Annotated in this window: 23 protein-coding genes; 17 read left to right on the plus strand and 6 right to left on the minus strand. The window is 66.2% G+C overall.

Features of this window, described 5'->3' with window-relative positions:
- The first annotated feature begins 46 nt into the window (after positions 1-46).
- From pdxT to F7O44_RS02830, 3 genes are all read left to right on the plus strand, one after another.
- On the plus strand, positions 47-652 hold the full coding sequence (gene pdxT, locus F7O44_RS02820) for a pyridoxal 5'-phosphate synthase glutaminase subunit PdxT (protein ID WP_162448644.1): 606 nt from the start codon (positions 47-49) through the stop codon (positions 650-652).
- A 4-nt stretch (positions 653-656) separates the two neighbouring features.
- Complete coding sequence (locus tag F7O44_RS02825; RefSeq protein ID WP_162448645.1) at positions 657-1418, plus strand: YebC/PmpR family DNA-binding transcriptional regulator; 762 nt, start codon at positions 657-659, stop codon at positions 1416-1418.
- Positions 1419-1488: 70 nt separating this feature from the next.
- Positions 1489-2526 carry an ABC transporter ATP-binding protein gene (locus tag F7O44_RS02830; protein WP_162448646.1) on the plus strand — a complete coding sequence of 346 codons (1038 nt, stop codon included), beginning with the start codon at positions 1489-1491 and terminating at the stop codon, positions 2524-2526.
- Positions 2527-2638: 112 nt separating this feature from the next.
- Here F7O44_RS02830 and F7O44_RS02835 read toward each other — a convergent pair whose 3' ends face one another.
- The 3 genes from F7O44_RS02835 to F7O44_RS02845 form a co-directional block, all read right to left on the minus strand.
- Entirely contained in the window at positions 2639-3106 is a 468-nt protein-coding gene (locus tag F7O44_RS02835) for a hypothetical protein (RefSeq protein ID WP_162448647.1), read from the minus strand.
- A gap of 239 nt (positions 3107-3345) precedes the next feature.
- Complete coding sequence (locus F7O44_RS02840) at positions 3346-5013, minus strand: ABC transporter permease (RefSeq protein ID WP_162448648.1); 1668 nt, start codon at positions 5011-5013, stop codon at positions 3346-3348.
- 65 nt (positions 5014-5078) lie between these two features.
- Positions 5079-6185, minus strand: a complete 1107-nt coding sequence (locus F7O44_RS02845; RefSeq protein ID WP_162448649.1) for an extracellular solute-binding protein — start codon at positions 6183-6185, stop codon at positions 5079-5081.
- Positions 6186-6589: 404 nt separating this feature from the next.
- Here F7O44_RS02845 and ruvC point away from each other — a divergent pair, with 404 nt between their 5' ends.
- The 6 genes from ruvC to F7O44_RS02875 all read left to right on the plus strand — a co-directional run bounded on the left by ruvC (position 6590) and on the right by F7O44_RS02875 (position 12429).
- Positions 6590-7111 carry a crossover junction endodeoxyribonuclease RuvC gene (gene ruvC / locus F7O44_RS02850; RefSeq protein ID WP_162448650.1) on the plus strand — a complete coding sequence of 174 codons (522 nt, stop codon included), beginning with the start codon at positions 6590-6592 and terminating at the stop codon, positions 7109-7111.
- Positions 7108-7725, plus strand: a complete 618-nt coding sequence (gene ruvA / locus F7O44_RS02855) for a Holliday junction branch migration protein RuvA (RefSeq protein ID WP_162448651.1) — start codon at positions 7108-7110, stop codon at positions 7723-7725. The genes ruvC and ruvA overlap by 4 nt, the downstream gene beginning before the upstream one ends.
- A gap of 41 nt (positions 7726-7766) precedes the next feature.
- The gene (gene ruvB, locus F7O44_RS02860) at positions 7767-8861 is read left to right on the plus strand and encodes a Holliday junction branch migration DNA helicase RuvB (protein WP_162448652.1); all 1095 of its coding nucleotides are present in this window, start codon (positions 7767-7769) and stop codon (positions 8859-8861) included.
- Positions 8862-8973: 112 nt separating this feature from the next.
- Entirely contained in the window at positions 8974-9390 is a 417-nt protein-coding gene (yajC, locus tag F7O44_RS02865; protein WP_162448653.1) for a preprotein translocase subunit YajC, read from the plus strand.
- Between the two features lie 20 nt (positions 9391-9410).
- On the plus strand, positions 9411-9956 hold the full coding sequence (locus tag F7O44_RS02870) for an adenine phosphoribosyltransferase (RefSeq protein WP_162448654.1): 546 nt from the start codon (positions 9411-9413) through the stop codon (positions 9954-9956).
- A gap of 169 nt (positions 9957-10125) precedes the next feature.
- On the plus strand, positions 10126-12429 hold the full coding sequence (locus F7O44_RS02875) for a RelA/SpoT family protein (protein WP_343073802.1): 2304 nt from the start codon (positions 10126-10128) through the stop codon (positions 12427-12429).
- 645 nt (positions 12430-13074) lie between these two features.
- Here the strand turns inward: F7O44_RS02875 and F7O44_RS31560 are convergent.
- Positions 13075-14592 (minus strand): DUF349 domain-containing protein, encoded by a 1518-nt coding sequence (locus F7O44_RS31560; RefSeq protein WP_222850987.1) that lies wholly within the window; start codon positions 14590-14592, stop codon positions 13075-13077.
- A gap of 241 nt (positions 14593-14833) precedes the next feature.
- Here F7O44_RS31560 and F7O44_RS02885 point away from each other — a divergent pair, with 241 nt between their 5' ends.
- The gene (locus tag F7O44_RS02885) at positions 14834-15517 is read left to right on the plus strand and encodes an MBL fold metallo-hydrolase (RefSeq protein ID WP_162448655.1); all 684 of its coding nucleotides are present in this window, start codon (positions 14834-14836) and stop codon (positions 15515-15517) included.
- 24 nt (positions 15518-15541) lie between these two features.
- Positions 15542-16816: a histidine--tRNA ligase gene (hisS, locus tag F7O44_RS02890; protein WP_162449299.1), complete on the plus strand. Its 1275-nt coding sequence runs from the start codon at positions 15542-15544 to the stop codon at positions 16814-16816.
- A 129-nt stretch (positions 16817-16945) separates the two neighbouring features.
- Here the strand turns inward: hisS and F7O44_RS02895 are convergent, their stop codons facing one another.
- A complete protein-coding gene (locus F7O44_RS02895) occupies positions 16946-18394 on the minus strand; it encodes an alanine/glycine:cation symporter family protein (RefSeq protein WP_162448656.1) in 1449 nt (482 codons plus the stop codon).
- A 413-nt stretch (positions 18395-18807) separates the two neighbouring features.
- Here F7O44_RS02895 and aspS point away from each other — a divergent pair, with 413 nt between their 5' ends.
- The 4 genes from aspS (at position 18808) to F7O44_RS02915 (ending at position 22816) form a co-directional block, all read left to right on the plus strand.
- On the plus strand, positions 18808-20565 hold the full coding sequence (aspS, locus tag F7O44_RS02900; RefSeq protein WP_162448657.1) for an aspartate--tRNA ligase: 1758 nt from the start codon (positions 18808-18810) through the stop codon (positions 20563-20565).
- 593 nt (positions 20566-21158) lie between these two features.
- A complete protein-coding gene (locus F7O44_RS31565; RefSeq protein WP_162448658.1) occupies positions 21159-21797 on the plus strand; it encodes a LuxR C-terminal-related transcriptional regulator in 639 nt (212 codons plus the stop codon).
- Between the two features lie 95 nt (positions 21798-21892).
- On the plus strand, positions 21893-22567 hold the full coding sequence (locus F7O44_RS02910) for a hypothetical protein (RefSeq protein WP_162448659.1): 675 nt from the start codon (positions 21893-21895) through the stop codon (positions 22565-22567).
- A gap of 51 nt (positions 22568-22618) precedes the next feature.
- Positions 22619-22816 (plus strand): hypothetical protein, encoded by a 198-nt coding sequence (locus tag F7O44_RS02915; protein ID WP_162448660.1) that lies wholly within the window; start codon positions 22619-22621, stop codon positions 22814-22816.
- Between the two features lie 137 nt (positions 22817-22953).
- Here F7O44_RS02915 and F7O44_RS02920 read toward each other — a convergent pair whose 3' ends face one another.
- Positions 22954-23379 (minus strand): VOC family protein, encoded by a 426-nt coding sequence (locus F7O44_RS02920; RefSeq protein ID WP_162448661.1) that lies wholly within the window; start codon positions 23377-23379, stop codon positions 22954-22956.
- A gap of 170 nt (positions 23380-23549) precedes the next feature.
- Here F7O44_RS02920 and F7O44_RS31570 point away from each other — a divergent pair, with 170 nt between their 5' ends.
- Positions 23550-25214 carry an ATP-binding cassette domain-containing protein gene (locus F7O44_RS31570; protein WP_162448662.1) on the plus strand — a complete coding sequence of 555 codons (1665 nt, stop codon included), beginning with the start codon at positions 23550-23552 and terminating at the stop codon, positions 25212-25214.
- Positions 25215-25489: 275 nt separating this feature from the next.
- The gene (locus F7O44_RS02930; RefSeq protein ID WP_281353368.1) at positions 25490-26146 is read left to right on the plus strand and encodes a 23S rRNA (adenine(2058)-N(6))-methyltransferase Erm(C); all 657 of its coding nucleotides are present in this window, start codon (positions 25490-25492) and stop codon (positions 26144-26146) included.
- Positions 26147-26450 lie beyond the last annotated feature (304 nt).

The raw sequence follows: 26450 nt of genomic DNA on the forward strand, positions 1-26450 counted from the left end.
GGCGATAACGGCGTTCACACCAGTGGATAGGAACGCGGGCACACCTATGTCGAACGGACCAACGGTAGGGGTCCTGGCTCTCCAGGGCGACGTGCGCGAGCACCGGCGCATTCTCGAGTCGCTCGGCGCACGCACCATCGCGGTACGCACGGCGGACGAGCTCGACCGCATCGACGGCCTGGTGATCCCGGGCGGCGAATCCACCACCATGTGGCGCCTGGCGCGCTCGTTCGAGTTGCTCAAGCCGCTCCGCAAACACATACACGCGGGCCTGCCAGCCTATGGCTCGTGCGCTGGCATGATCATGCTCGCTGAGCATCTCGAGGACGGGGCCGCGGGCCAGGAGACCGTTGGCGGTATGGATGTCACCGTGCGCCGCAACGCATTCGGCCGTCAACTCGATTCGTTCGAGGCACCACTCGACTTCCCGGTGATCGGCCAGCCGCCCTTACACGCGGTCTTCATCCGGGCCCCGTGGGTCGAGCGGGTCGGAGAACAGGTAGAGGTCCTGGCACGAGTCGCCACCGGACCGGCAGCCGGTAGAATCGTCGCAGTACGGGCTGGAGGGCTGCTCGCCACGGCGTTTCACCCCGAGCTCACCGCAGACGCCCGTGTCCACGGGCATTTCCTCGAGATCGTCAAGGAGGCCTAGCCGCATGTCCGGCCACTCCAAGTGGGCGACCACCAAACACAAGAAGGCTGTCGTCGATGCGCGGCGAGGCAAGCTGTTCGCCAAGCTGATCAAGAACATCGAGGTAGCCGCGCGCACCGGTGGGGGAGACCCAGCGGCCAACCCGACGCTGTATGACGCTATTCAGAAGGCCAAGAAGTCGTCCGTGCCGAACGACAACATCGATCGGGCGGTCAAGCGAGGCTCAGGCGCCGAAGACGGCGCGGCGGACTACCAGACCATTCTGTATGAGGGCTATGGCCCGAACGGTGTCGCGGTGCTCGTGGAGTGCCTGACCGACAACCGCAACCGTGCTGCCTCCGAGGTCCGCATCGCCATGACCCGCAACGGCGGCTCCATGGCCGACCCCGGTTCGGTGTCCTACCTGTTCGACCGCAAGGGCGTCGTCGTTGTGCCTCGCCAGCAAGGCGAGCGTGCCATCAATGAGGACGAACTGCTCGAAGTCGTGCTCGACGCCGGCGCCGAAGAGGTCGAAGACCTCGGCGAGTCGTTCGAAATCCGCAGCGAGGCCAGCGAGCTGGTCGACGTTCGAAGCGCAATCCAGGCGGCGGGCCTGGACTATGAGTCGGCCGAGTCGTCGTTCGTCCCGTCGGTCACGGTCCCGTTGGACGAAGACGGCGCGAAGAAGATCTTCCGGCTCATCGAGACCTTGGAAGACAGCGACGACGTCCAGAACGTTTTCGCCAACTTCGATGTCTCCGACGAGGTCATGGAGGCGGTCGGCTAGTGCGCCACGGGACACCTGTGTCGCGCATCTCCGGCACCGGCACCTGGATGTGTCCGGCGCCTTGACTCCCATGAACACTGCGGGCGTGCACGTCGTCGGCGTCACCAAGTCGTTCGGCGAGGTCGAGGTGCTGCACGGTGTCTCCTTGTCGATATCGGCAGGGCGGATGCTCGCGCTGCTCGGCCCCAGCGGGTGCGGCAAAACCACCCTGCTGCGCATCATCGCGGGGTTGGAGCAACCGGACGCCGGCACTGTCCTCGTGGGAGAGCACGTCTTGTCCGACGGGCGGAACGTGGTTCCCCCGGAGCGGCGGCATGTGGGCATGGTGTTTCAGGACTGGGCTCTCTTCCCGCATCTGAGCGTGGCCGCCAATGTCGGGTACGGGTTGCGGAAACTGCCGGCGGCCGAGACCAGAGAGCGAGTCGCTGACGCCCTGGCCATGGTCGGGCTGGGTCACCTCGGCGACCGTTCTCCGGAGACGCTCTCCGGCGGCCAGCAGCAACGGATCGCGCTGGCGCGCGCCATCGCGCCGCGCCCTTCGGTCCTACTGCTGGACGAACCGTTCTCCAACCTCGACGCCGCATTGCGTGGCCAGGTCCGCACAGAGGTTCACCAGCTCCTTGCCGAACTGGGGATCACCACCCTGTTCGTCACCCACGATCAAGAGGAAGCCTTCGTCCTGGGCGACGACGTCGCCGTGGTACGTGAGGGCCGGATCGTGCAGCAGGCCGCCCCCACGGCTGTGTACGCCCGGCCAGCCGACCGATGGGTGGCGGAGTTCGTCGGAGACGCGAATTTGATGCCGGGTCACGCCGACGGGCGGCTCGCCACCACCGTGCTGGGGCCGGTCACACTCGAAGAGAGCATTGCCGGGCCCGTGGACGTACTCGTCCGCCCGGAGTCTTTGGCGATCGCCCTGGACCCGTCCGGCGACGCACAGGTCGAACTGGTGGAGTTCTACGGTCATGACACCGTGTCCCTGGTCCGGCTGGCCGGTGATGAGATCATCCGGGTCCGTACACCCGGCGCGCCGGTGGCCCGGCGCGACGACAGGGTCCGGCTGACCTACAGCGGTGCCGGGGCCGTCGCCTATCCTCGTACGCCCTGAAGCCCAAGCAGCCCGTACCGGGTCGTGTGTGCTGGGTGAACTCAGGTCCGCAGCGGTATCACGGTTTGGTATTTGCCGCCGGGTGACTGCTCAGGCGCCGACTTCGGGCTGGTCAGCGGCCAGGGACCCAGAGCTTCGAGGTGGGAGCCTGCGGCGGGGTCTGCTGGGCGGGCGTCGCCGTTCCGGGCTGAGCCGGGGGCGCGGGAACGCTCGCGAGGTCGTTCGGCTCGTCCTGCTGCTCGCTGGCCACCTTCTTCTCCGCCTCGATCTGTGCCATCCGAAGCTGGGCGAGCACGTTGTCAACCTGGCTCACGAACTGTTGCGGCAAGTGTGGCCGAGCGTGATCCACCACGAGACCGCTAGAGTCGATCAACAGCCGGGCATCACGACGGCCGAGTTTCGCCTGTGCCCCGGTGAGCAGGCTGGACAAGACGTCGGCGAGGAGCTGCTCGGCAGGGGCGCCTCGCAACTGTTCGAGATACTGGCGTGCTTCCTCTTCGGACACCGGCGGAGCCGTAGCGCCCTGGGTTTGCTGACCTTTGGCCTGCCCGCCGGATGCCGAGCCGGGTTGATCGCTCACGTGGAACACACCTCTCGTGGTTCAGCCGGTCGAGATTCCGCGGTGATCCGGTGCCGGGACGCGGTACGGATGCGGCGATTCGGCCCCTGGCCGGATCGCCTTCGAGAATACCGCGCAGCACGTACCATGCCGCCACCTCGGCGGTGATCGTCAGTGGGTTGTGGCCGTTGCCAACGACCACAACCCACTGACGATCACCGACAAAGGGGATGACGAATCTGGGTCTTAGCGGGAGATGGCTAGCGGGAACCTGCGCCAACGGGGACGCGCTCCGGCTCCGGCAGAGCTGGCGCGACCGGGCCGGTCGGCGCCGGCTCGACGGGCCGGCGACTCTTGTCCGGACGGATCTCGTCGCGGATCGCCAGCAGAGCGGTGGGCAGGCTGGCCAGCAGCACCAACGCCAGTGCCGGGGCGGCCGCGCGACCGTAGAAGTTCTCCGACGTCGCGTTCCAGACCTGTGTAGCCAGGGTGGAGAAGCCGGGGGGCGCCAGCATCAGCGTCGCGGGCAGCTCTTTCATCACGGTCAAGAAGACCAGCGCGCCGCCGGTCAGCACACCGGAACGTGACAACGGCATCACCACACCGAAGAATGTGCGCGCCGACCCCCGGCCGAGCGTGCGTGAGGCTTCCTCCCACGCCGGGTTGACCTGCTGAACCGAGGCCTTCATGGGGCCGATCGCCAGCGGCAAGAACATCACCAGGTAGGCGATGACCACCATCGTCATGGTCTGGTAGACGAACGGTGCCTGCCGCGCCCCGAAGGACACCAGCCCGAGCGCCACCACCACGCCCGGAAGCGCGTACCCGATCCAGCTGGCCGACTCCAGCATCCGGGTGGTGCGGCTCTGGTGCCGCGCCGCGAGCAGCGCGATCGGCCAGGCGGCGATCACGACCGCTACTGCCGCGAGCGTAGACGCTTGCAAGCTGTTGGTGACGAGTTCGCCGGTCAGCCGGAGCGGCTCGCCAGCACGTATACCGCGCACGAGCCACAGGCAAACGACGCTCACCGGCAGGGCAGCCCCGACGACGAACACGGCCGAGGCGGCCGCGAACGCCGGCCACCGCAACCTTCCGAGCCGCTGCGGGCAGACCCGACGCGAACCTGCGTGCAGCGAGGCGGCCGTCGCCCGTCGCGAACGCATCTCCGCTATCAGGACCACCACCGCCAGCGCCACGAGCAACAGTGCGAGCACGGCCGCCCCCGAGCGGTCGATCAGCCCGTAGCGGATGTAGATGACGCGAGTGAACGCGTCGAAGCGCAGCATGGAGACCGCACCGAAGTCGCTGAGCGTGTACAGCCCGACGAGCAGGCCGCCGGAGGCCAGGGCCGGCCGGAGAGCGGGGATCAATACCCGCCGAAAGGTAGCGAAGGCTGACTGTCCGAGTGTGCGGCTGGCTTCCTCGGCGCTCGGATCGATACGTCGCAGCGTTGCCCGCACAGTGAGGAAGACATACGGGTAGGAGATGACCGTCAGAACGAACCAAGCACCCCAGAAGCCGTAGATCGACGGCAGCCGTTCCACACCCAACGGCTCCAGCCACCCTTGAAGCAGGCCACGTGGCCCGAGGAACGATACATAGGCGTATGCGGCGACGTAGGACGGCAGCGCCAGCGGCAGCGCCAGCAAGACCGTCAGCAATCGCCGCGCCGGTACGTCGGTACGTACGGTCAGCCATGCCAGCGGCGCCCCCAGGAGCACCGCGGCGGCCGTCACTGCCGCGGTCAGCCCGACCGTGTTGAGCAGAACCTCGAACGTGCGCGGCTGTGAGAGGACGTTCCACGCACCCGAGACCCCGCCCTCGCCGGCCCTGATCAGCACGTAGGCGGCGGGCAGAAGCGCCACCGCGGCCACCACCACCGCGGCGGTGGTGAGGGCCCGGCCGGATAGGCGGCGCGTCGTGAGCATCTGGTGTCCTGATTCGAGGCGGTGGCTGATGATGGCTCCGGTACGGCGGTGCCTGGGTAGGCGCGCTAGAGGATTCCTGCCTGCTGGATGAGGTCGAGTGTGCCCTGCAGGTCCTCGAGCTGTCCGAGGTCGATCGCCGGCGGGGTCAGTGAGTCGAGGCTGGGGAGGCCTTCCGGCGACTCCATGCCGGTGACGAGGGGAAATTCCCAGGTCTCTTCGACGAAGTAGGTCTGTCCGGTCTCGCTGAGCAGGTAGTCGACGAATGCGGCGGCACCCTCCGGGTTCTGGGAGGTCTCGAGGATGCCTGCGCCCGCGACGTTGACGAGCGCACCGGGGTCGCCGTCGCCGTAGAACTTGTTGGCCGCGGGCAGATCCGGCTCCTCGGCCAGCCGCGGGTACAGGTAGTAGTGGTTGACCAGTCCGGCGTCGATCTCGCCCGAGGCGACGGCATCAACAATCGGACCGTTCTTCTCGTAGGACTGGGTGCCGTTGTCCTGCATGGCTTCCAGCCAGTCTCTGGCGGCGTCGTCCCCTTCGACGACGCGCAGCGCGGTGACGAAGGCCTGGAAGCTGCCGTTGGTGGGCGCCCAGCCGATCCGGCCCTCCCATTCGGGGTCGGTCAGCCCATTGATGGTGTCCGGCAGGTCGTCTTCGTTGAGATTGTCCGTGTTGTAGACCACGACACGGGCCCGGCCCGAGACACCGACCCAGTCGCCTTCGGCCGAGCGATACTCGTCTTCGACCTGGCCGAGCTGCTCGTCGGACAACGGCGCGAGGACGTCCGCGGCCGACAACGCTCCGAGAGCGCCGGCGTCCTGGCCGAAGAACACGTCAGCGGGGGAGTTGGGGCCCTCGTCGAGAATCTGGGCCGCCTTCTCCGCCGTGTCGCCGTAGCTGACAGCCACCTCGATGCCGGTCTCGGCCTCGAACCGCTCGATGATCGGCCCGACGAGCTCCTCGCTGCGTCCGGAGTAGACCGTCAGGCTGCCGCCGTCCCCGTCGGTCGCGGCGTCGCCGTTCGGTTCCGCGTCATCGGCGTCGCCGTCGTCGTTCTGCCCGGTTTCGGAGCCGTTGTCCTCCGGCGTGCTGGCGGTGGAGTCGTCGTCGGAGCCACATGCGGTCAACAGGAACGCGGGCACCACCAGCACTCCGAGCAACGTACGGATCTTCACAGGCCGGACCTCCACTATGGACAGCGTCTTGCCAATCCCGTTAGCGTCAGGAGTAAGCAAGGCAAGCTTGGACTAAATTAGGTGAGGCTCACTTTAGCGGTTGGAAGTTAGGTCTGCCAAACCTTGCCTGGTGTGGGAAGTGTCACCGGCGCGCCCGGTTCCCGTTGACTTTCCACCCACCCACACCTCACCCACCCCTCTTGGTGATCGTGAGCGGAAAATTGTTGTGATCGGCGCTTGATTTGCCGGATTTGTCGCAGTGACAACAACAGGGATGCGATCACGTCACCGAGGGTGGGGGAGCGCCTCCAAAGTTTTCTCGCGACGCGCGCGGCGGGTCTCATCCGCGAGCCCGCGGGTGCGGATAGAGTGAGCACCGAACTGGTGTTCGGCAAGGGAGACATATGCGCGTGCTGGGTGTCGACCCAGGGCTGACCCGCTGCGGGCTCGGCGTCGTCGAAGGCGCGCCGGGTAAGCCGCTGCGCCTCGTCGCGGTCGACGTGGTGCGCACGTCGGCGGCCATGCCCCTGGGGGAGCGGCTGCTGGCCATAGAGAGCAAGCTGGACGAGTGGATCGCCGAGTTCGGACCTGATGCGGTCGCGGTCGAACGCGTATTCAGCCAGCACAATGTCCGGACGGTCATGGGCACGGCACAAGCCAGCGGGGTCGCTACGCTGGTGGCGGCCCGGCGTGGCCTACCGGTGGCCAGCCACACGCCCAGCGAGGTCAAAGCCGCCGTCAGCGGCAACGGCCGGGCAGACAAGAACCAGGTGGCCTTCATGGTGATGCGGCTGCTGCGGCTCAAAGACAAACCAGCGCCCGCCGATGCCTCGGATGCTTTGGCACTCGCCATCTGCCAGGTATGGCGCGGGGGAGCGGACAACAGGCTGCGCGCGGCCATGAACAAGAACGGAGCCAGGCGATGATCGCATTCGTACGAGGACAGGTCGCCAGCATTCGGCCGACCGAAACCGTGCTCGACGTCGGCGGCGTCGGTCTCCAGCTCCATTGCACCCCGTCCACCACAGCTGAGCTACGAGTGGGCAACGAGGCGCAGCTAGCCGCCAGCCTGGTGGTCCGGGAAGACTCGCTGACGCTGTACGGATTCGGCACCGACGACGAGCGCACGGTCTTCGAATTGCTGCAGACCGCCAGCGGGGTCGGTCCGCGACTGGCTCAGGCCATGCTGTCGGTCCACACTCCTGACGACCTCCGGCGGGCCGTAGCGGCGGAAGACCTGGTCGCATTGACGAAGGTGCCCGGCATCGGCAAGAAGGGCGCACAGCGCATTGTCATCGAGCTCAAAGACAAGCTCGGCGCGGCATCCTCAACTGCTGGCGCACAGCCGCAGCTCAATGGCGCTGCCCCGAGGGGCGGCTGGCAGGACCAGGTACGCACGGCGCTGCTCGGACTCGGGTGGTCGGCCCGGGACGCCGACGCTGCCGTCGAGCAGGTCGCGCCGATGGCCGCCGAAAACGGCCATACAGCAGACGTCTCCTCGCTCCTGAAGGCCGCTCTGCGAACATTGGCGAAGTCGTAGGCCGTCGGAGTGACGGGTACAGGCGCTGAGAGGTCGCTCGAATGAGCATGTTCGACGAACAAGAAGAGGGCGAGGCCCGTTTGATGGGCGGCGGCGCCGACGCCGACGAGCGCGCCGTCGAAGCAGCACTGCGCCCCCGCAACCTGGCTGAATTCGTCGGCCAGGAGCGGTTGCGCGAACAGCTGTCGCTGGTTCTCGATGCGGCCCGCGGCCGCGGCAGGTCTGCCGATCATGTACTGCTCTCCGGCCCGCCAGGGCTGGGCAAGACCACCCTCGCCATGATCGTCGCGGCCGAGATGGGTGTGCCACTGCGCATTACGAGCGGTCCGGCCATCCAGCATGCCGGTGACCTCGCCGCCATCTTGTCGTCGGTCAGCGAGGGCGACGTGCTGTTCTTCGACGAGATCCACCGAACCGCTCGCGCCGCCGAGGAGCTTCTCTACACGGCGATGGAAGACTTCCGGGTCGACGTGGTCGTGGGGAAAGGACCCGGCGCTACAGCCATCCCGCTGGAGCTGCCGCCGTTCACGTTGGTTGGGGCCACTACTCGTACCGGCCTTCTGCCCGGCCCGCTACGGGACCGGTTCGGATTCACCGGTCACCTCGAGCTGTATGAGCCCCAGGAACTCGAGCAGGTTCTCGTCCGCTCGGCGGGGTTGCTCGGGGTGGACCTTCGGGCTGACGGCGGCCGCGAGATCGCCGGCCGCTCACGCGGCACACCGCGGATCGCCAACCGGCTGTTGCGCCGGGTGCGAGACTTCGCCGAAGTGCGCGCGGATGGCGTCGTCACCGGCGACATCGCGCGTGCAGCGCTCGAGGTCTTCGAGGTCGACGGCATCGGGCTGGACCGGCTGGACCGTGCCGTGCTGACGGCGCTGTGCCGGAACTTCGGCGGTGGTCCGGTTGGCCTCGGCACCTTGGCGGTGGCCGTGGCCGAAGAACGGGAAACGGTGGAAGAAGTGGCCGAACCGTTCCTCGTGCGGGCCGGGCTCCTGGCCCGGACACCGCGGGGGAGGGTGGCGACGCCGGCGGCATGGACCCATCTCGGTATGGCTGTGCCCGCCCAGACGCCGTTCGCCGTTCCGGACGGCGAACTCGACCTCTTCAACACTGCCGATGAGGCTTCAGGCGGGTAGACTGGGAGGTGCGGCCGATCTGGTACGCCCCGATTCTGCGTACGGCCTCCGTGGGGACTAGAATCGCGCGGACGTTCCCAGACAACCCCTAGTCGAAGGATGCCACTCACTCATGGAAGCGTTGCTGCTCCCTATTCTGCTCATCGCGGTCTTCTACTTTCTGCTTATCCGGCCGCAGCAGCGGCAGCGGCGGCAGATGCAGCACATGCAGCAGACCCTGTCGGTAGGCAGCGAAGTCATGACCGGTGCCGGTCTCCTCGGCACGGTCGTTGAGATCGATGAAGACAAAGACCAGGTTGTTCTCGAGGTCGCGCCCGGTGTGACCAACCGCTACGTGCGTCGTGCCATCGTCAACATCCTCGACAGCCCGGAGTCGGAGATCGCCGACACTCCCGAAGAGCTCATGGACGCAAGCGGTGAGCTGAGGGATGTGGGCGAGTCCGCCAATACGGACAAGCCGGCCGAGGACACCGAGGTCAGCAGCGACACTGACTCTCGTAATCGCGCCAACGACGGCGAGTCTCGCTGAGTACACCGTCCGCTGGTCAGATGCCTACTGCCGATCAGCGGGAGCTGTTGCTGTCCGGAATCCGGGACGTGCCGGACTGGCCTGAGCCCGGTATCGTTTTCAAGGACATCACGCCGCTCCTGCGCAATCCAGCGGCATTCGGCGCCGCGGTCGATTTGCTTGCCGGCATCGGTGACACCGGGTCTGGCTACGACGGCCTCGACGCCGTGGTTGGCATTGAGGCCCGGGGGTTCATTCTGGGGGCGCCGGTCGCGCAGCGGCTAGGCGTGGGCTTCGTTCCGGTGCGTAAAGAAGGCAAGCTTCCGTCCCGCACGTCGTCGGCGAGTTACGAACTGGAGTACGGCCGGGAAACCGTCGAGATGCATCGAGATGCGCTCTCACCCGGCGACACCGTGCTCATCGTGGACGACGTGCTGGCCACCGGCGGCACCGCACGCGCGACGATCGATCTGGTGCGCGGGGCCGGGGCCCAGGTGGCTGGGGTGAGCGTGCTGATGGAGCTCGGTTTCCTGAACGGGCGCGAGAAGCTGCGTGATGTGACACTCACGGCGTTGCTCTCGTTGTAGAGTCCATCGTGTGACGCTCGACGACGCGCGTCAGCAGCACATCGGGGCTTGATCCGATGAGCTGCCGGGCACGCAGGGTCGGTGGCGCGACCTGTGGGCTCCCGGTTAGCTCAGGAATAGCAAGGCGCCTAGACTGTGTTGTCTCCTTCGTAGAGGCGAGAGGAGGCCAGTGGCCGAGCAGAACGCTCCTAGCGGTGCGCTGGCGCCGGTCAGGGTCCGGGCACGGCTCGCGCGGCTGACGGCCCAGCGGCAGCAATCTGAGCCTGCCCTCGAGCCGCTGTTCCGCACTATCAAGGCGGTTCACCCGAAAGCCGACCTGAGCGTCATCGAGAAGGCGTACAACGTCGCCCAAGAGGCGCACAGCGGCCAGAAGCGCAAGAGCGGCGATCCCTACATCACCCATCCGCTGGCCGTTGCCACCATTCTCGCCGAGCTCGGCATGACACCTCCGACGCTGGCCGCGGCGCTGCTCCACGACACTGTCGAAGACACCGAATACGGCCTCGACCAGCTCCGCGGAGAGTTCGGCGACGAGATCGCGATGCTGGTCGACGGCGTGACCAAACTCGACAAAGTCAAGTACGGTCAAGCCTCGCAGGCAGAGACCGTCCGAAAGATGGTCATCGCGATGGCCAAGGACATCCGGGTGCTGGTCATCAAGCTCGCCGACCGCCTGCACAACGCCCGCACCTGGCGCTATGTCCCGAAGGAGTCCGCCCGCCGCAAGGCCCGCGAGACCATCGAGATCTACGCTCCGCTGGCACATCGTCTCGGTATGAACACCATCAAGTGGGAGCTCGAAGACCTCTCGTTCGCCACGCTGCACCCCAAGGTGTACGACGAGATCGTGCGCCTGGTGGCCGAGCGGGCGCCCTCGCGCGACGACTACCTGGTGTCCGTCGTGGACCAGGTGCAGAGCGACCTTCGCGGCGCCAAGATCAAGGCGTCGGTGAGCGGGCGCCCGAAGCATTACTACTCGATCTACCAGAAGATGATCGTCCGCGGCCGTGAGTTCACCGACATCTACGATCTCGTCGGGCTGCGGGTGCTCGTCGAGTCGGTGCGAGACTGTTACGCGGTGCTCGGCATCGTCCACGCGCGCTGGAATCCGGTACCTGGCCGGTTCAAGGACTTCATCGCGATGCCGAAGTTCAACATGTACCAGTCGCTGCACACAACGGTCATCGGCCCGCAGGGAAAGCCGGTCGAGCTGCAGATCCGCACCCATGCCATGCACCGCCGCGCCGAGTACGGCATCGCCGCGCACTGGAAGTACAAGGAAGACAGCAACGCCGGGCGTGAGACCGACAAGTCCGTCGCCGTCGGCGACGGCAACGGCGCCAACGACATGGCGTGGCTGCGCCAGCTCCTCGACTGGCAGAAGGAAACCGAAGATCCCGGCGAGTTCCTCGAATCCCTGCGATTCGAGATGGAGTCCAACGAGGTCTACGTGTTCACGCCAAAAGGCGACGTCGTCGCGCTGCCGGCCGGGGGCACACCGATCGACTTCGCCTATGCCGTCCATACCGAGGTTGGCCACCGCACCATCGGCGCCAGGGTCAACGGCCGGCTGATCCCGCTGGAGTCCAAACTCGACAACGGCGATGTGGTCGAGGTCTTCACCTCCAAAGCGCAAGGGGCGGGCCCCAGCCGGGACTGGCTCACGTTCGTCACCAGCGCCCGAGCGCGCAACAAGATCAAGCAGTGGTTCTCCAAAGAGCGCCGCGAGGAGGCGATCGAACACGGCAAGGACGCGATCGCCCGCGCCATGCGCAAGCAAGACCTACCGCTGCAGCGCATGCTCAGCCAAGAAGCGCTGACCGCCGTCGCGGACGAGCTTCGCTACGTCGACATCTCCGCGCTCTACGCCGCCGTCGGCGAAGGACACGTCTCGGCCCAGAGCGTCGTGCAAAAACTCGTCTACATTCTCGGTGGCGAGGAAGGCACGAGCGAGGATGCCGCCGAAGCTGCTATCCCGGACCGCGGCCGCCGCCGCACCCAGGGCGACCCAGGCGTGGTCGTCAAGGGTGTCAGCGACGTCTGGGTCAAGCTCTCTCGATGTTGCACACCCGTGCCTGGCGACGACATCATCGGCTTCGTCACCCGTGGCTCCGGCGTGTCGGTGCACCGCCACGATTGCGTCAATGTCGACTCCCTGCGCAAAGAGCAGGGTCGCATCGTCGACGTCGAATGGGCGCCGACAGCCAACAGCATGTTCCTCGTCGCCATCCAGGTCGAGGCCCTCGACCGCGCCCGGCTACTGTCCGACGTCACGCGGGTGCTCTCCGACCAGCACGTCAACATCCTCTCCGCCACGGTGGCCACCGGCAGCGACCGAATCGCCAAGAGCAGGTTCACCTTCGAAATGGCAGATCCCAAACACCTCGGCCACGTGCTCAAGGCGGTCCGCGGCGTCGAGGGCGTCTTCGACGCCTACCGCCTCACTAGCGGCGTGCCCGCGGTGTCTAACTAGGGGACGTTGGGGGACGCTGGGCGGGTCGAGAGTTCCGTCCTCGCCCAGCAGACTCGCTCGGAGAGGGGCTTCGCCAGCGGCCTCGCTCGCTGATGCCCGCCACGCCATGGACGGAACTCTCGACCCACCCAGCGTGTCGCTTGGTCACCCAGGTCACGCCGGCACCGGCAGCATCGTCGCCGATGCCCACCGCACCATGGACGAACCTTCCGCCCACCCAGCGCCGCAGGTTCCCACCGGGGGCAAGGTCTGGCCGCAACAAGGAAGCTTGTGGTCGCCCTAGCAACAGTAAGCCTCCTTGTTGCGCCCAGCCAACGACATCAAGCTTCCTTATGGCCGTGATGCCGGGTGCTTTTCTATGCGATGGCGAGGATGCTGGAGGAGAGGAGTACCTAGAGGGCGAGAACGCGCCGGTCAGGGACACCCGTGGGTCAGGCCCTCAAGCGGTTGGGACTCGGCAGGTGAGGGAAGTACGAGCGGGTGGGGCGATGGATCCCATCCGGGTGCGGTCGGGCATCGGCGAGCGAGGCACTTGGGGCGAAGCCCTTCCATCCCGAGTGAGTCCGCGGGCGGGGATGGGATCCATCGCCCCACCCGCGAACCTGACCGGCAACTCCCAGTCCGCGGAACTACGGATGCAAACCCTCAGCCGGCGAACTCGTCGCGCGCTTGTTCGGCCTGTTCGAGCCAGGTCCGCCGTGCCGCCAGTGCTTCTTCGGCTTCGCGCAGCTTGCGCTCGTCGCCCGAAGCACGCGCCTTCTCGACTTTCTGCTCCAAATCCGAGATGAGCGCCTGGAGTTGGTCGACGGTGTCCTGGGCACGCGCGTAGGCCTCGGGGTTGCTGCGCTTCCACTCGGAATCCTCGGCCTGGCGGATCGCGTCTTCAACCTTGCGCAGCCTGCCCTCGACGGTGCGGCGGGAGTCGCGGGGCACGTATCCGATCTGCTCCCAACGTTCCTGGACCGACCTGAGCTGGGCACGCGCGGACTTCCAGTCCTGGACCGGCAGCAGTGCCTCGGCTTCGACCAGGAGCTCTTCCTTCAGCCGCAGGTTGTTCAGTTCTTCGTCATCGCGCTGCGCCTGGTGAGCCGCGCGAGCTTCGAAGAAGGTGTCCTGTGCCGCACGGAACCTCTTCCACAGCATGTCTTCGACGTTGCGTGGTGCCGGACCGGCTGCCTTCCACTCGGTCATCAGCTCGCGGTAGCGCCGCGAGGTGCCGCCCCAGTCGGTGGAGGTAGCCAACTCCTCGGCTTCGGTGAGAATTCGCTCCTTGATGACCCGAGCCGTCTCCCGACGGTCGGCCAGCTCGGCGAAGTGTGCCTTGCGGCGCCGGGTGTAATGGGTGCGGGCGGTGGAGAAGCGTCGCCACAGAGCGTCGTCGGTGGCGCGGTTGAGACGTGCCAGCGACTTCCACTCGTCCAGCAATGCCCGGAGGCGATCGGCGCCGTGTCGCCAGTCGTTGCCTTCGGCGATCGCCTCGGCAGCTTCGGCGATGGCTTCCTTGCGTGCCTGCGCCTCGTCCTGGGCTTTTGCCCGGGCCTGCTTGCGCTCGGCGCGCCGCTCGGAGATGTGGGCGTCGACGACGTCCAGGCGCGCGGACAGTGCATCGAGATCGCCAACGGCCTTGGCGTCTTTCAGGGCGTCACGCAGGCGTCGCACGCCAGACGCGATCTCGTCCGGCGCGGCCGCTCCCGACTCAAGGCGTTGCTCCAGCAGGTCGACCTGCACAGCGAGATCGTCGAACTTGCGCCCGAAGAACGCCAGCGCTTGCTCCGGCTGGCCAACCTGCCAGGAGCCGACCGAGCGTTCGCCGTCCGCGGTGCGGACGAACACCTCACCCGCAGCATCTACCCGGCCCCACTCGTTGGACGCGACCGTCTCGGGAGCCGGCCCGACCTGGTCGCCGGTCTCACCGCTCTCGCCGGTTGCACCTGGTGGGCCGCCGACGTCGCCGGATTCCGGGGCGTTCTGGAGCGCGTCGGTCTTCTCCGCCTCGGGCGGAGCCTCGGCGGCCTCCGAGGCGTCAGGGTCCGAACCTGTGCTCTCCGGGGCGGTGTTGTCGGGAGCGGTAGGGTCTGGTGTGGGAACCGGCTCGGCCGCAGTCGGTTCGTGATCGGCGGCCTGAACCTGCTCTGGCTCCGGGCTACCGGGAGTGTGCGTCACGGTGGAATCCTCATCCGGGGCTGTGGCGAAGGCATACGAACGGCATATGTTACGAGGGCTCAGTCTAGGCAGGAACAGGCGATTCGAAGATAACGACTTTGCGGCAATCGCGAAGGCGTCTCACACAACTGGATGCGCGAACATCGCGACGGTACGGACGCGGAGGTGCGTCGCACCTGCTATCGACACCACGGCGCCGGGGATTTAGGATGCACGACGCCGGGCCGGTAACCTTCCACGGGTGCTGCTACTTTCACTCGCCAGTCCCGTGCTCGGCACCAATTGTTACGTCGTGGCACGCGACGGCAGCGACACATGCTTTCTTGTCGATCCTGGTATCGCGGTCGAAGAGCATGTCGGTCAAGCCATGGCCCAGCATGGACTGCGGCCGGCCGCCGCCCTGATCACGCACGGCCATGCCGACCACACTTTCTCGCTTGCCCAGCTCTGCCAGCGCTATGAACTGCCGGTCTACATTCACGAGGCCGACGAGTACAGGCTCGACGACCCGATCCAGACCCTGGGCCCGGAGCTGGCACCGGCCTTCGCGAGTTTTGCCGAGCTCTGGACGCGGCCGCCGGACGTGCACACGTTCAGCGACGGCGCATCCCTCCAGGTGGCGGGGTTGACCGTGGAGGCGCTCCACGCTCCCGGGCACACCGAAGGTTCGACGCTGTACGTGGTGCCCCGGCCCGACGAGCATCCGGGTTCGCTCTGTTTCACCGGTGACGTGTTGTTCGCCGGCACGGTCGGGCGTACCGACCTGCCGGGTGGCGATCCTGAAGCGATGCGGCAGACGCTCGCTCGGATAGCCACCCCTGAAGCCGACGGCGGGCTGCCAGATGCCACGACCGTGCTGCCTGGCCACGGCGAGGGCGACTCACTGGGAAACCAGCGTGCGACTAACCCGTTCCTGCAGATCTGACAAGGACACCCCGTGAATCAACCGATGTTCCGTGCCCCGAAGGGCACGTTCGATCTTGTCCCGCCTCGGGCCGAGGCGATCCTGGCCGTTCGTGAAGCGATGTCCGACGCTGTGCGCAGAGCCGGATTCGGCTACGTCGAGACTCCGTCGTTCGAAGACACACAACTGTTCGTCCGCGGTGTCGGAGAGTCCACCGACGTCGTGACCAAGGAGATGTACTCGTTTACGACCCGGGGCGGCGACGACGTCACCCTGCGGCCGGAGGGTACGGCGCCGGTCCTCCGCGCCGCCCTGGAAGGCAACCTGCACCGCGGCTCGCTGCCGGTGAAGCTGTGGTACTCCGGGTCGTACTACCGCTACGAGCGGCCGCAGAAAGGCCGCTACCGGCACTTCTCGCAGGTCGGTGCCGAGGTTCTGGGCACGGAGGACCCGGCCAATGACGCGGAACTGATTGTCTTGGCGATGGACGGGTACCGGTCCCTCGGGTTGACCGGGGTGCGCGTCGTCATCAACTCGCTGGGTTCGGAGGAGTCCCGCCCCGCCTACCGGAGCGCCTTGCAGGAGTTCCTGCGGGGACTGGACCTGGATGACGAGACGGCGAAACGAGCCGAGCTGAACCCCCTGCGGGTGCTCGACGACAAACGTCCGGAGATCCAGGCCGCCCTCACTGACGCGCCGCTGATGTCCGACTTTCTGTCCAAGAGCGATCTCGACCACCACGACACGGTGCGGACGTTGCTGGCCGATGCCGGTGTGGCGTTCGAGGACGACGCACGCCTGGTCCGTGGACTGGACTACTATTCACGAACCCTCTTCGAGTTCGTGCACGACGGCTTGGGCGCTGCGCAGTCGGCGATTGGTGGGGGTGGGCGCTACGACGGCCTCTCCGAGCTGATCGGCGGCCCCCGGCTGCCCAGCGTCGGTTGGGCCCTAGGGGTGGAGCGCACGCTGCTCGCGATGGAGGCCGAAGGCCTCCCGCTGCCGGGGGAGACCGGGTTGGACGTCTACGCCGTACCGCTCGGAGAAGAAGCGGCCCGGCAGCTGTTCGGCGTCGTCACCGAGCTGCGCAGAGCTGGCATCCGCGCCGATCTGGCCACGGGCGGGCGTGGCCTGAAGGGTGCGATGAAAGCCGCCGACCGCAGCGGCGCGCGGCTGGCGATTGTCGCCGGAGAGCGTGATCTCTCGGCAGGCGTCGCCCAACTCAAGGATCTGCAGACGGGTGATCAGCGACCCGTGCCGCTGGCGGAACTGCAAAACACCATTCGGACCGAGCTCGGTGGCTCTGTCCAGGCGAACTGAACTGACACAACCCCACCTGTTCGGTGATCGTCAGTGTGTTGTGGTCGTGATTTGGTGATCGTCAGTGTGTTGTGGTCGTGATCCAGAAACCACAACACACTGACGATCACCGGGAGAGTCAAAGCCGCACTACTCCGGCTTGACCGTGTACATCTTCCACTCGGGGCGGCTGAAGAAGTCGAAGCTGCCCTTGCGGACGGTGAAGGCCAGCAGAATCAGGCCGACCAGGTTGGGAAGCGCCATCAGCCCGTTGAGGATGTCGGCGATGTCCCAGATCAGGTCCAGGCTCGCGACCGCGCCGACAAATATGAAACCGCAGAAGACGAGCCGGTAGGGGAGCACGGCGGCCCGGCCGAAGAGCCGGTCCATGCACCGCTCGCCGTAGTAGGCCCAGCCGAGCAGCGTCGAGAAGGCAAAGAACGCCACGCCCAGCGTCACCAGCGTGCCGCCCCAGTCGCCTGGCAAACCCTCACGGAACGCCTCGGCTGTCAGCACAGCGTCGCGGAGCTGGTCACCGGCGGCGTCGACCTCGGTGTACATGCCGGTGGTGACGATGACGAGACCGGTGAAGCTGACGACCACGAGCGTGTCGAGGAAGGTCTGGGTCATGGAGACCAGCGACTGACGGACCTCGTGGGTTGTCTTGGCCGCCGCGGCCGCGATGCCGCCGGTGCCGAGGCCGGACTCGTTGGAGAAGATGCCGCGCGCGACGCCTTGCCGGAGCACCAGGAGGATACCGGCGCCGACGAACCCGCCTGCAGCAGCTTCACCGGTGAAAGCGCCCTCGAAGATGGTGGCGATCGCATCCGGCAGATCGCCGACGTTCAGGACCAGAATGACGGTCGCTCCGAGTACATAGAAGATCGCCATGAACGGTACGAACGCCGCCGTGAACTTGCCGATCGCCTTGATTCCGCCCAGAATGACGACGGCCGCGACGAACATCAGCACCAGGCCGGTCGCCCACGTCGGGATGTTCCACTCGTTGTTGAGCGCGGAAGCGACCTGGCCGGACTGCACGCCGTTGCCGATACCGAACGCGGCCACGGCACCGAATACCGCGAACAGGATGGCCAGCACCTTGCCGAACGTCGCCATCCGGCCTTCGCCGTACTTCTCCCGGAGACCCTCGCTGATGTAGAACATCGGGCCACCGCTTTGCTCACCCGCGGCATCAACCCGCCGGTACTTCACCCCCAGAAAGGCTTCGGCGTACTTGGTCGCCATGCCGAGCAAGCCGGTGACCCACATCCAGAAGAGGGCTCCGGCTCCGCCGATGGCGATCGCACTGCCGACACCGGCGATGTTGCCGACGCCGACCGTCGCCGCCAGTGCCACGGTGAGAGCTTGATAGTGGCTGATATCGCCTTTGACGTCCCCGGTCTCCTTGCGTTTGATCAACGCCAGCCAGAGCGCGTGGAACAGTTTCGTGAACTGCACACCGCGTAACAGGATCGTCAGAAACAGACCGGTGCCGAGCAGTAGCGGCACCAGCAGGCCGAACTCGACAATCGGGATGTTCAAGCCACCCCAGACAAAGCTGCCGATATCGCCGATGATGTCTTCGAAGGTATCCACGCGTCGCCTCCTTGTTGCCGCCTCGCAGGCGGTCCTGGCCAGTAGGAACGCCAGGGCGTCGCACCTTGTGCTCGCGCTCCGCCGACAAGTGTCGGGTGATGCCGGGGAACAGGGTGGGGCGCGTGCGTCCCGGTTCGGAATGACCGGGACACTAGCTGCTGGCGGCCTGGCCGACAAGATGCCGCGCCGAGATCGTTACCTCAGCCGCCGGCGCACCTGCCCTGACCCATCGGGGCAGGTATAGGCAGAGAATCTCCGCATGCACCGGCACTTGAGCGCACGAGGCGGCAAACCGGGTCGCGCACGACGGCGCGGCCTACGTAGGATCGCAGGCGGCGGATACATTAGAGGCGCGAGTTCTAAGCCGTGCTCCCCGCTACAGCCCGCCCCTTCGCGACCGAAAGAGGATCTCAGTGCTCCGCACCCATGAGGCCGGTACGCTGCGTGCCGACCATGCCGCACAGACTGTCACGCTGACCGGGTGGGTCGCCCGGCGGCGCGATCATGGGGGAGTAGCGTTCCTCGATCTGCGGGACGCCTCCGGCGTCGCGCAGGTGGTGGTTCGTGACGAAGACGTCGCACACGACCTGCGCGCGGAGTACTGCATCCGGGTCACCGGCGAGGTCTCCAAGCGACCTGCCGGAAACGAGAACCCGGCACTGCCCACCGGGGCAATCGAAGTGGTGGCTGAGACCGTAGAGGTGCTCAGCGAGGCCGACCCACTGCCGTTCCAGATCGACGACTACGTCGATGTCGGCGAAGAGGTGCGGCTGAAGCACCGCTATCTTGACCTGCGACGCAGCGGCCCGGCCGCCGCCATCCGGCTGCGTAGCGAAGTGAACCGGGTCGCCCGCGAGGTCCTGCACGCGGAGAACTTCGTCGAGATCGAGACTCCGACGATGACCCGATCCACCCCGGAAGGCGCCCGCGACTTCGTGGTGCCGGCCAGGCTGCGCCCCGGTTCCTGGTACGCCCTGCCCCAGTCTCCTCAGCTGTTCAAACAGCTGCTCATGGTCGCCGGCATGGAGCGGTATTTCCAGATCGCCCGTTGTTATCGCGACGAAGACTTCCGCGCGGATCGCCAGCCGGAGTTCACCCAGCTCGACGTCGAGATGAGCTTCGTCGAGCAAGAAGACGTCATCGCGCTCAGCGAGCGGATCGTCAGCTCGCTCTGGGAGCTCATCGACGTTCAGGTGCCCACACCCATCCCGCGGATCACCTACCGCGAGTCGCTGGACCGCTACGGCACCGACAAGCCCGACCTGCGCTTCGAGCAAGAACTCACCGAAGTGACCAGCCACTTCGCCAACACCACGTTCCGGGTCTTCCAAGCACCATATGTGGGCGCCGTGGTCTTCCCGGGCGGTGCCTCCCAGACCCGCAAGGAACTCGACGGCTGGCAAGACTGGGCCAAGGCTCGGGGCGCCAAGGGGCTGGCCTATGTGCTCGTCGGTGCGGACGGAGAACTGTCGGGGCCGGTCGCCAAGAACCTCTCCGACGACGAGAAGGCCGGTCTCCCGGCGCTCACCGGAGCGGCCCCAGGTGACGCGATCTTCTTCGCGGCCGGACCGCGCAAGGCCTCACAATCGCTGCTCGGGGCCGCGCGACTCGAGATCGGCAAGCGTGCCAAGCTGATCGACGAAGACGGCTGGGCGTTCGTCTGGGTGGTTGACGCACCCCTGTTCGAAGCCGTCGCCGAGACAGACGACGTCGCCGTCGGCGGCGGAGCCTGGACCGCTGTGCACCACGCGTTCACCTCACCTAAACCGGAATGGATCGACTCTTTCGAAGAGGATCCCGGCAACGCGCTCGCCTACGCCTACGACATCGTCTGCAACGGCAACGAGATCGGCGGCGGGTCGATCCGTATCCACCGTCGTGATGTCCAGCAGCGAGTCTTCGACGTCATGGGGCTCACCGCTGAGGAGGCACAGGAGAAGTTCGGATTCCTCCTGGACGCCTTCAAGTACGGCGCCCCGCCGCACGGAGGTATCGCCTTCGGGTGGGACAGGGTCGTGGCACTACTCGCAGGCTCTGACTCGATCCGCGACGTGATCGCGTTCCCGAAGACCGGCGGTGGATATGACCCGCTCACCAGTGCGCCCGCACCGATCACGGCAGAGCAGCGCAAAGAAGCCGGAATCGACGTGGTTCCTGACAGCGAGGAATAGGGAAGGGCTTGGGCCCGAGATCCGTTCCCGCCCGCGGACTCGCTCGTACCTCGCTCGCCGATGCCCGACCGAACCCTGAACGGATCTCGGGCCCAAGCCCTTCATGCCCGCTGCGGTTCCCGTCTGGACAAGCACAAAAGAGTCCGTCGCCCGATGCCCGACCGAACCCTGGCCGCCAACCAGGTACCCCCACCCCTGTGGTTCTCGTCTGCGGTTCCCGTCTGGTCGAGCAAGAGGGTTCCGTTCCCGCCCGCGGACTCGCTCGTACCTCGCTCGCCGATGCCCGACCGAACCATGAACGGATCTCGGGCCCAAGCCCTTCATGCCCGCTGCGGTTCCCGTCTGGACAAGCACAAAAGAGTCCGTCGCCCGCGGACTCGCTCGTACCTCGCTCGCCGATGCCGGACCGAACCCGGGACGGATCTCAACTCCAACCACCGGCTCCTTCGCTGCGGTTCCCGTCTGGTGAAGCACACAGGGCTGCGCGCGGACGGTTTGTCGTTGAGCGAACCCTTTGAATGTAACGCAGAGTGACAATATCGTCACTTTGCGTGATGGTGGGTGAATCCGGACGTTCTCGTCCGATTTGGATGGTGTCCCAGAATGCGGTGCTTTCGGCCGCACTCGCGGCGGCATTGACCGTCATCGGGTGGCGCGCCGTGCGGGTAGTGACGGAGCTGCATCTGATGGTGGCGGGCGTGCGCGCACCTGTCGACACGCTCATTCTGGTTGCGGATCCCGAGGGCCGGCTGCCGGACGTGCGCTCAGTGCTGGGACCACGGGCCGACGCGCGCGTCGTCGCCGTCGCGACGAAGGCGGCGCTGGCCTCACTGGCCGACGCCGTGGAGCGCGCCGGAGTAGTGGCTGTCGCTGACGCTGACCAGCCCATGACCGAACTCGCACACACGCTCGACCAGACCCTCAGGCTCCCCGATTTCGCGCCGGACCGCGCGCGGCTGACGGCGGCACTTCGCGCGCGCGAGGACGAGGCGCGTCGATTCACCGCCCTGACCCCACGTGAGCTCGATGTGCTCGGCGCCCTGCTCGCCGGGCGATCCGCGGCCGAGATCGCCACCGCGGACGTAGTCACGCTGGCGACGGTGCGTAGTCATATCCGGGCGCTTATGAGCAAGCTCAGGGTGTCCTCGCAACTCGCGGCTGTCGCCTTGACTCACCGCTCATGCCGCGAAGCACCGATTGTGGAGCGAATCCGGCAGGTTCATCAATTTTGACGATGACACACAGTGACATTCTGCTCACTCTGAGTAACAGGTAGTGAAGGTCACTGCTCAGCCGCATCAGCGGCATCTCCAATGACGGGGGAGACATGCCCAACACCTACACCCTCACGGTGATCAACAACTCGGAGCTCGACCGCCCGACGTTCGCCGTGTTCGCCACCCTTCCGGCCACCACGGCCTACGACACGGTCAGCCTCGCATGGCTGACCCAGCCGATCAACGCGCACAATCAGTACGTCTTCAAGTGGAACATCACCTGGGGATTCGCGTGGTCGGCCCAGGGCACCGAATCCGGTTACCAGTGGGCCGGCAGCGGCCAACTGGCAGCCGACCCGAACGCAACGGACCGGTGCAAAGCGCTGTTCTCGTACAACCAGGATTTCGAGCTCACGCCGGCCAACGGGAATCCCGACGGCCAAACGCTGTGGATCAGCGACGATCCGACTGTGCCGGTACCAAGCGTCCAGGCCAGCTCCGTGGCGATCACGCTGGATGGAGATTCGGTGTGCGCCACGAACGCCGGCCCCAACCTCACGCAGACGTTCACCCTGCACCCGACGTATTACATCGACGCGGGCAACTACGTGAAGGGGCAGATGGTCGACGGGTCCAGCGTCACGAGCTTCCAAACGCTGGAGTACTCCGGCGGCAACACCGCCCTGACCGCGACCTTGAACCCGGACAACACCTGGGACGTGGGTAGCAGCAAGGAGCTCGACTTCCGGCGGATGTTCCAGGCACGAGAAGCGAGAAGCCGCTAGCTGGTGGCGGCCTTCACCATCCGGATTCGGCAAGAAGTCAGGGAGTTTGCCATGACACAGGAACCAGAAGAGATGAGCGCGGGGGACTGCCCGCCGCTGCCGGACGACTATGACCCGCAGGTCGCCGGGGAGTGCTGGTCGGGCCGTAACTGTACGGGCAAGAAGCTGAACAACAAGGACGCCCACAACTGCAAGAACAGCGGCGGTAAGAGCTGGAGGAGCCCGGACGGGACGTGCCACAACCTGTAGCCCTTCGAGGCGCGAGCGGGGCCGGGTGACACACGGAACCGGACCACGTCTCGATCGACAAGAATGCGACTCGTCACGGCGAGTCGCATTCTTGTGTGCCTGAGCCGACTCAGCGTCCTGCCTGGAATGAACCCCGCCTACTGGATGCAGAACTCGTTGCCCTCAGGATCGGCCATGACGTAGTGGTACTCGCGGTAGGGACCCCACAGGGCATCGTGCTTGCGAATCACGCTCGCACCCAAAGCGACAATCCGGTCTACCTCGGCGTCGATCTCTGCCGGAGTGGCGTGTTTGCCAGGGATCGCGAAAAGATCGAGGTGAACACGGTTCTTGGCTTGCTTCGGCTCTGCCACGCGGTGGAAGTACAGACGCGGGCCCGCACCCTCGGGGTCTTCGGCCACCGACCGGTCGAGGAGGTCTTCTTCGGTCAGGCCGCTCTGGAGAAGACTTTCGCGTAACTCAGGCGGATACTCGCTACGCGGATAGCCGAGCACATCGGACCAGAAGTGTGACAGGGCTCTAGGATCAGCGCAGTCGAAGGTGATGTTGCCGACCTTGTTCATTCTCAGCCTCCTCGAGAGACGTGACGACGATCACGAGTCACGTTATTACCTCGCCCCGACACCCTCTGATATCTTCGATCGCGTTATGCGGATCTGACACCTGAAGCGGCCCACGTCCGAGGTCATCTGAGACCCGGTGGGCTTCCTCCGACCCCATTCGAGGTCCTCAGGTGTCTCAACTCTCGGTACGTTCTCTTTCCAAGTCCTATGCGGGACGAATTGTTCTCGACGACATCCGCCTCGACGCGGGACCAGGCGAGCGCCTGGGGCTGGTCGGCGAGAACGGTGTCGGCAAGTCCACACTGCTGCGGCTGATAGCCGGCGTGGAGCATCCCGACGCCGGCGAGGTCCACCTCAGCGGGAGCCTCGGCTACCTCAGCCAGGAGCCCGACCTTCCGGTGGGAGGCACCATTGCCGAGGCTGTAGACGCCGCTCTGGCAGAGTTCCGCAGCCTCGAGGCCGCGATGCGCAAGCTCGAAGAGCGCATGAGCGCCGGCGACACCGACGTGCTGACCGAGTACGGCGATCTCATGGCCGAATACGAACGACGCGACGGTTGGTCGGCCGACGCCCGGGCGGCGCGGGCGCTGGCGGGCCTGGGACTGGCGGAGATTCCGCCTACGTGGGCACTCGAGCAGCTTTCCGGTGGCCAGCGTGCCCGCCTGGCGCTAGCACTCGCGCTGGTCCGGGCACCGGACATCCTGGTGCTGGACGAGCCGACCAACCATCTCGACGACGACGCACTGGCTTATCTCGAGACGACGCTTCGCGAGCATCACGGTGTCGTCGTCGCCGCGTCACATGACCGCGCCTTCCTCGACGCTGTCTGCACGTCGATCCTCGATCTGGATCCGACGCTGCGAGTCGAGCCGGACGGAACGCCGATCATCGGCCCTGCCCGCTACACCGGCGCATACACCGACTACCTGGAGGGCAAAGCCGCCGCCCGCGTCCGGTGGGAACAAGCGCATGCCGCGTGGAACGACGAGATGAACCTCGCCCGGGCCGCGACCCGAACCACCGCGCGGCAGGTGGGGCATACCAATCGCGCACGACGCGACAATGACAAGTTCCAGCCCCATTTCTTCGGACAGAAGGTCGACGCGGCGGTGGCCCGCCGGGTCCGCGATGCCGAGAACAGGGTGAAACAGCTCGAGAAACGGAAGGTCCTGAAGCCACCCCGGTTGCTCCGGCTTGATACGACGCTGGACCAACCAGCTCGCGGCGGTGTGCTCATCTCGGCGCGGGAGATCGACGTACCCGGACGTATCTCCTTCGCCGCACTCGATGTCAGCGGCGACACCCGCCTCCTGGTAACGGGGCCGAACGGCGCAGGGAAGTCGTCACTGCTCGCCGTGCTCGCGGGTGCCCTGGAGCCGGTTGGCGGTGCCGTGATGCATTCCCGTGGCCTCCGGATCGGCTGGCTGCCGCAAGCGGGCGCGTTTCCGGACCCGGGGATATCCGCTCTCGCCGTGTACGCAGCCGGGCGATCCGGCCCGCCCGACGAATACCGCAGCGATTTGTCCGCCCTGGGCCTGCTGCCCGCTTGGCAGTTCGACACGCCGGTGGGGCGGCTGTCGGTAGGGCAGCAGCGCCGGCTAGCACTGGCCAGACTGCTGACCGCCCGGCCACAGGTCCTGCTGCTCGACGAACCAACCAACCACCTGTCGCTCGGCCTCGTCGAAGAGCTAGAGGAAGCGGTCGGCGTGTCGCGGCTCCCGGTGGTGCTGGTGACACATGACCGATGGGCTCGCCGGCGCTGGGCTGGCGACGTGCTGCACCTGGATTCCGGTGTGAGGACGCCGAGTACGTCCAAAGCCCGGCGTGGCGAGTAAAAAACGCGTTGAACCACTCATCCCGCGACCACTAGCATGCTCTGCGTGGCCAATGGTAACTACATGCTCGGCATCGCCTCGATGAGGCTGCGCCGCTTCACCACGGCATAACTCGCGCAGCTGGCTGAGCCAGCCCGGGTGTGCCGTGAACCGCGCCCGTCCCCGGTGTTGTGAACCCGGGTCGACGGCGCGGTTAGTCATGTCCAGATGACGGCGCCGAGCACGTCCCGCATGACGCGCGGACCGCTCCTCACATCCAATGGCTGTGGTGAACCATGCCCTCGCGGCGCACAAGTGCACGTACATTCCCGGACAACCCGTCTGGGATTCATCTATTGAAGGACCCAGCTGTGGTCCGGCGGATGATCAGGTCGGCTCAACTCGACCCACAGGACCTCGTGGTCGAGTTCGGCGCCGGTACCGGAAAGCTGACCTCCCAGCTATCGGGGACAGGCGCCCGGATCATCGCCGTCGAGCGCCATCCAGATCTCGTCGCCCGCCTCGAACGTCGGTTCTCAGAAGCCGAGAATGTGCGTATCGTTGCCGGCGACGCACGGAGCGTCCCACTGCCGCGCCGCCCTTATGCGGTCGTGGCGAACATCCCATACTCCATTTCGACGAGTTTGTTCCGGCGAATTCTGACCCCTGACCAAACCGCACTGCAAGAAGCGGACATTCTGGTCGAATGGGGCTTCGCGAAACGTGTCACGGCCGAACAGCCCCGAAACTTCGAGATCGCATGGTGGCAACTCCGGTTCGAACTGTCGATCGTCGGTCGGGTACGCCCGCACAGTTTCGCGCCGCCGCCGTCAGTGGACACCGCCCATCTGCGAATACGCCGCCGCAGTGGAGTGAGTGCCGGACTTCTCCAGCAGCAGGAACGCCGGCTGCGGCAGCTTTACCGGCCGTCCCGGCGGCTTCGACGGAGGTGATCCGCCCACCCGGCCCCACAGAAGCGCGGGCTGCCACCCAGGGCAGCGGCGGAGATCGTGACGGCAAAGACAGGATCCGGGGGACAATGAAGATGATCTTACTCACACTTCTTGTGATTGGTCTTTGGCTTTGACATCGGCCGGGACCAGATCCTTGACAAGTCCGTGATCTATATGTCAATCTCGGAAATGAAGCAAGGCCCCCCAAGTAGCTGTGGCGCGGTATCCTCATCGGATGCCGCGCCACGGTTCGTTTGGGCAGCATGAGGCGCACTTGCCTGCGCGGATGTCCTCGCCAGCACGT

It is taken from the genome of Phytoactinopolyspora mesophila, from assembly GCF_010122465.1.
In the GTDB taxonomy this organism is placed as follows: Bacteria; Actinomycetota; Actinomycetes; order Jiangellales; family Jiangellaceae; genus Phytoactinopolyspora; species Phytoactinopolyspora mesophila.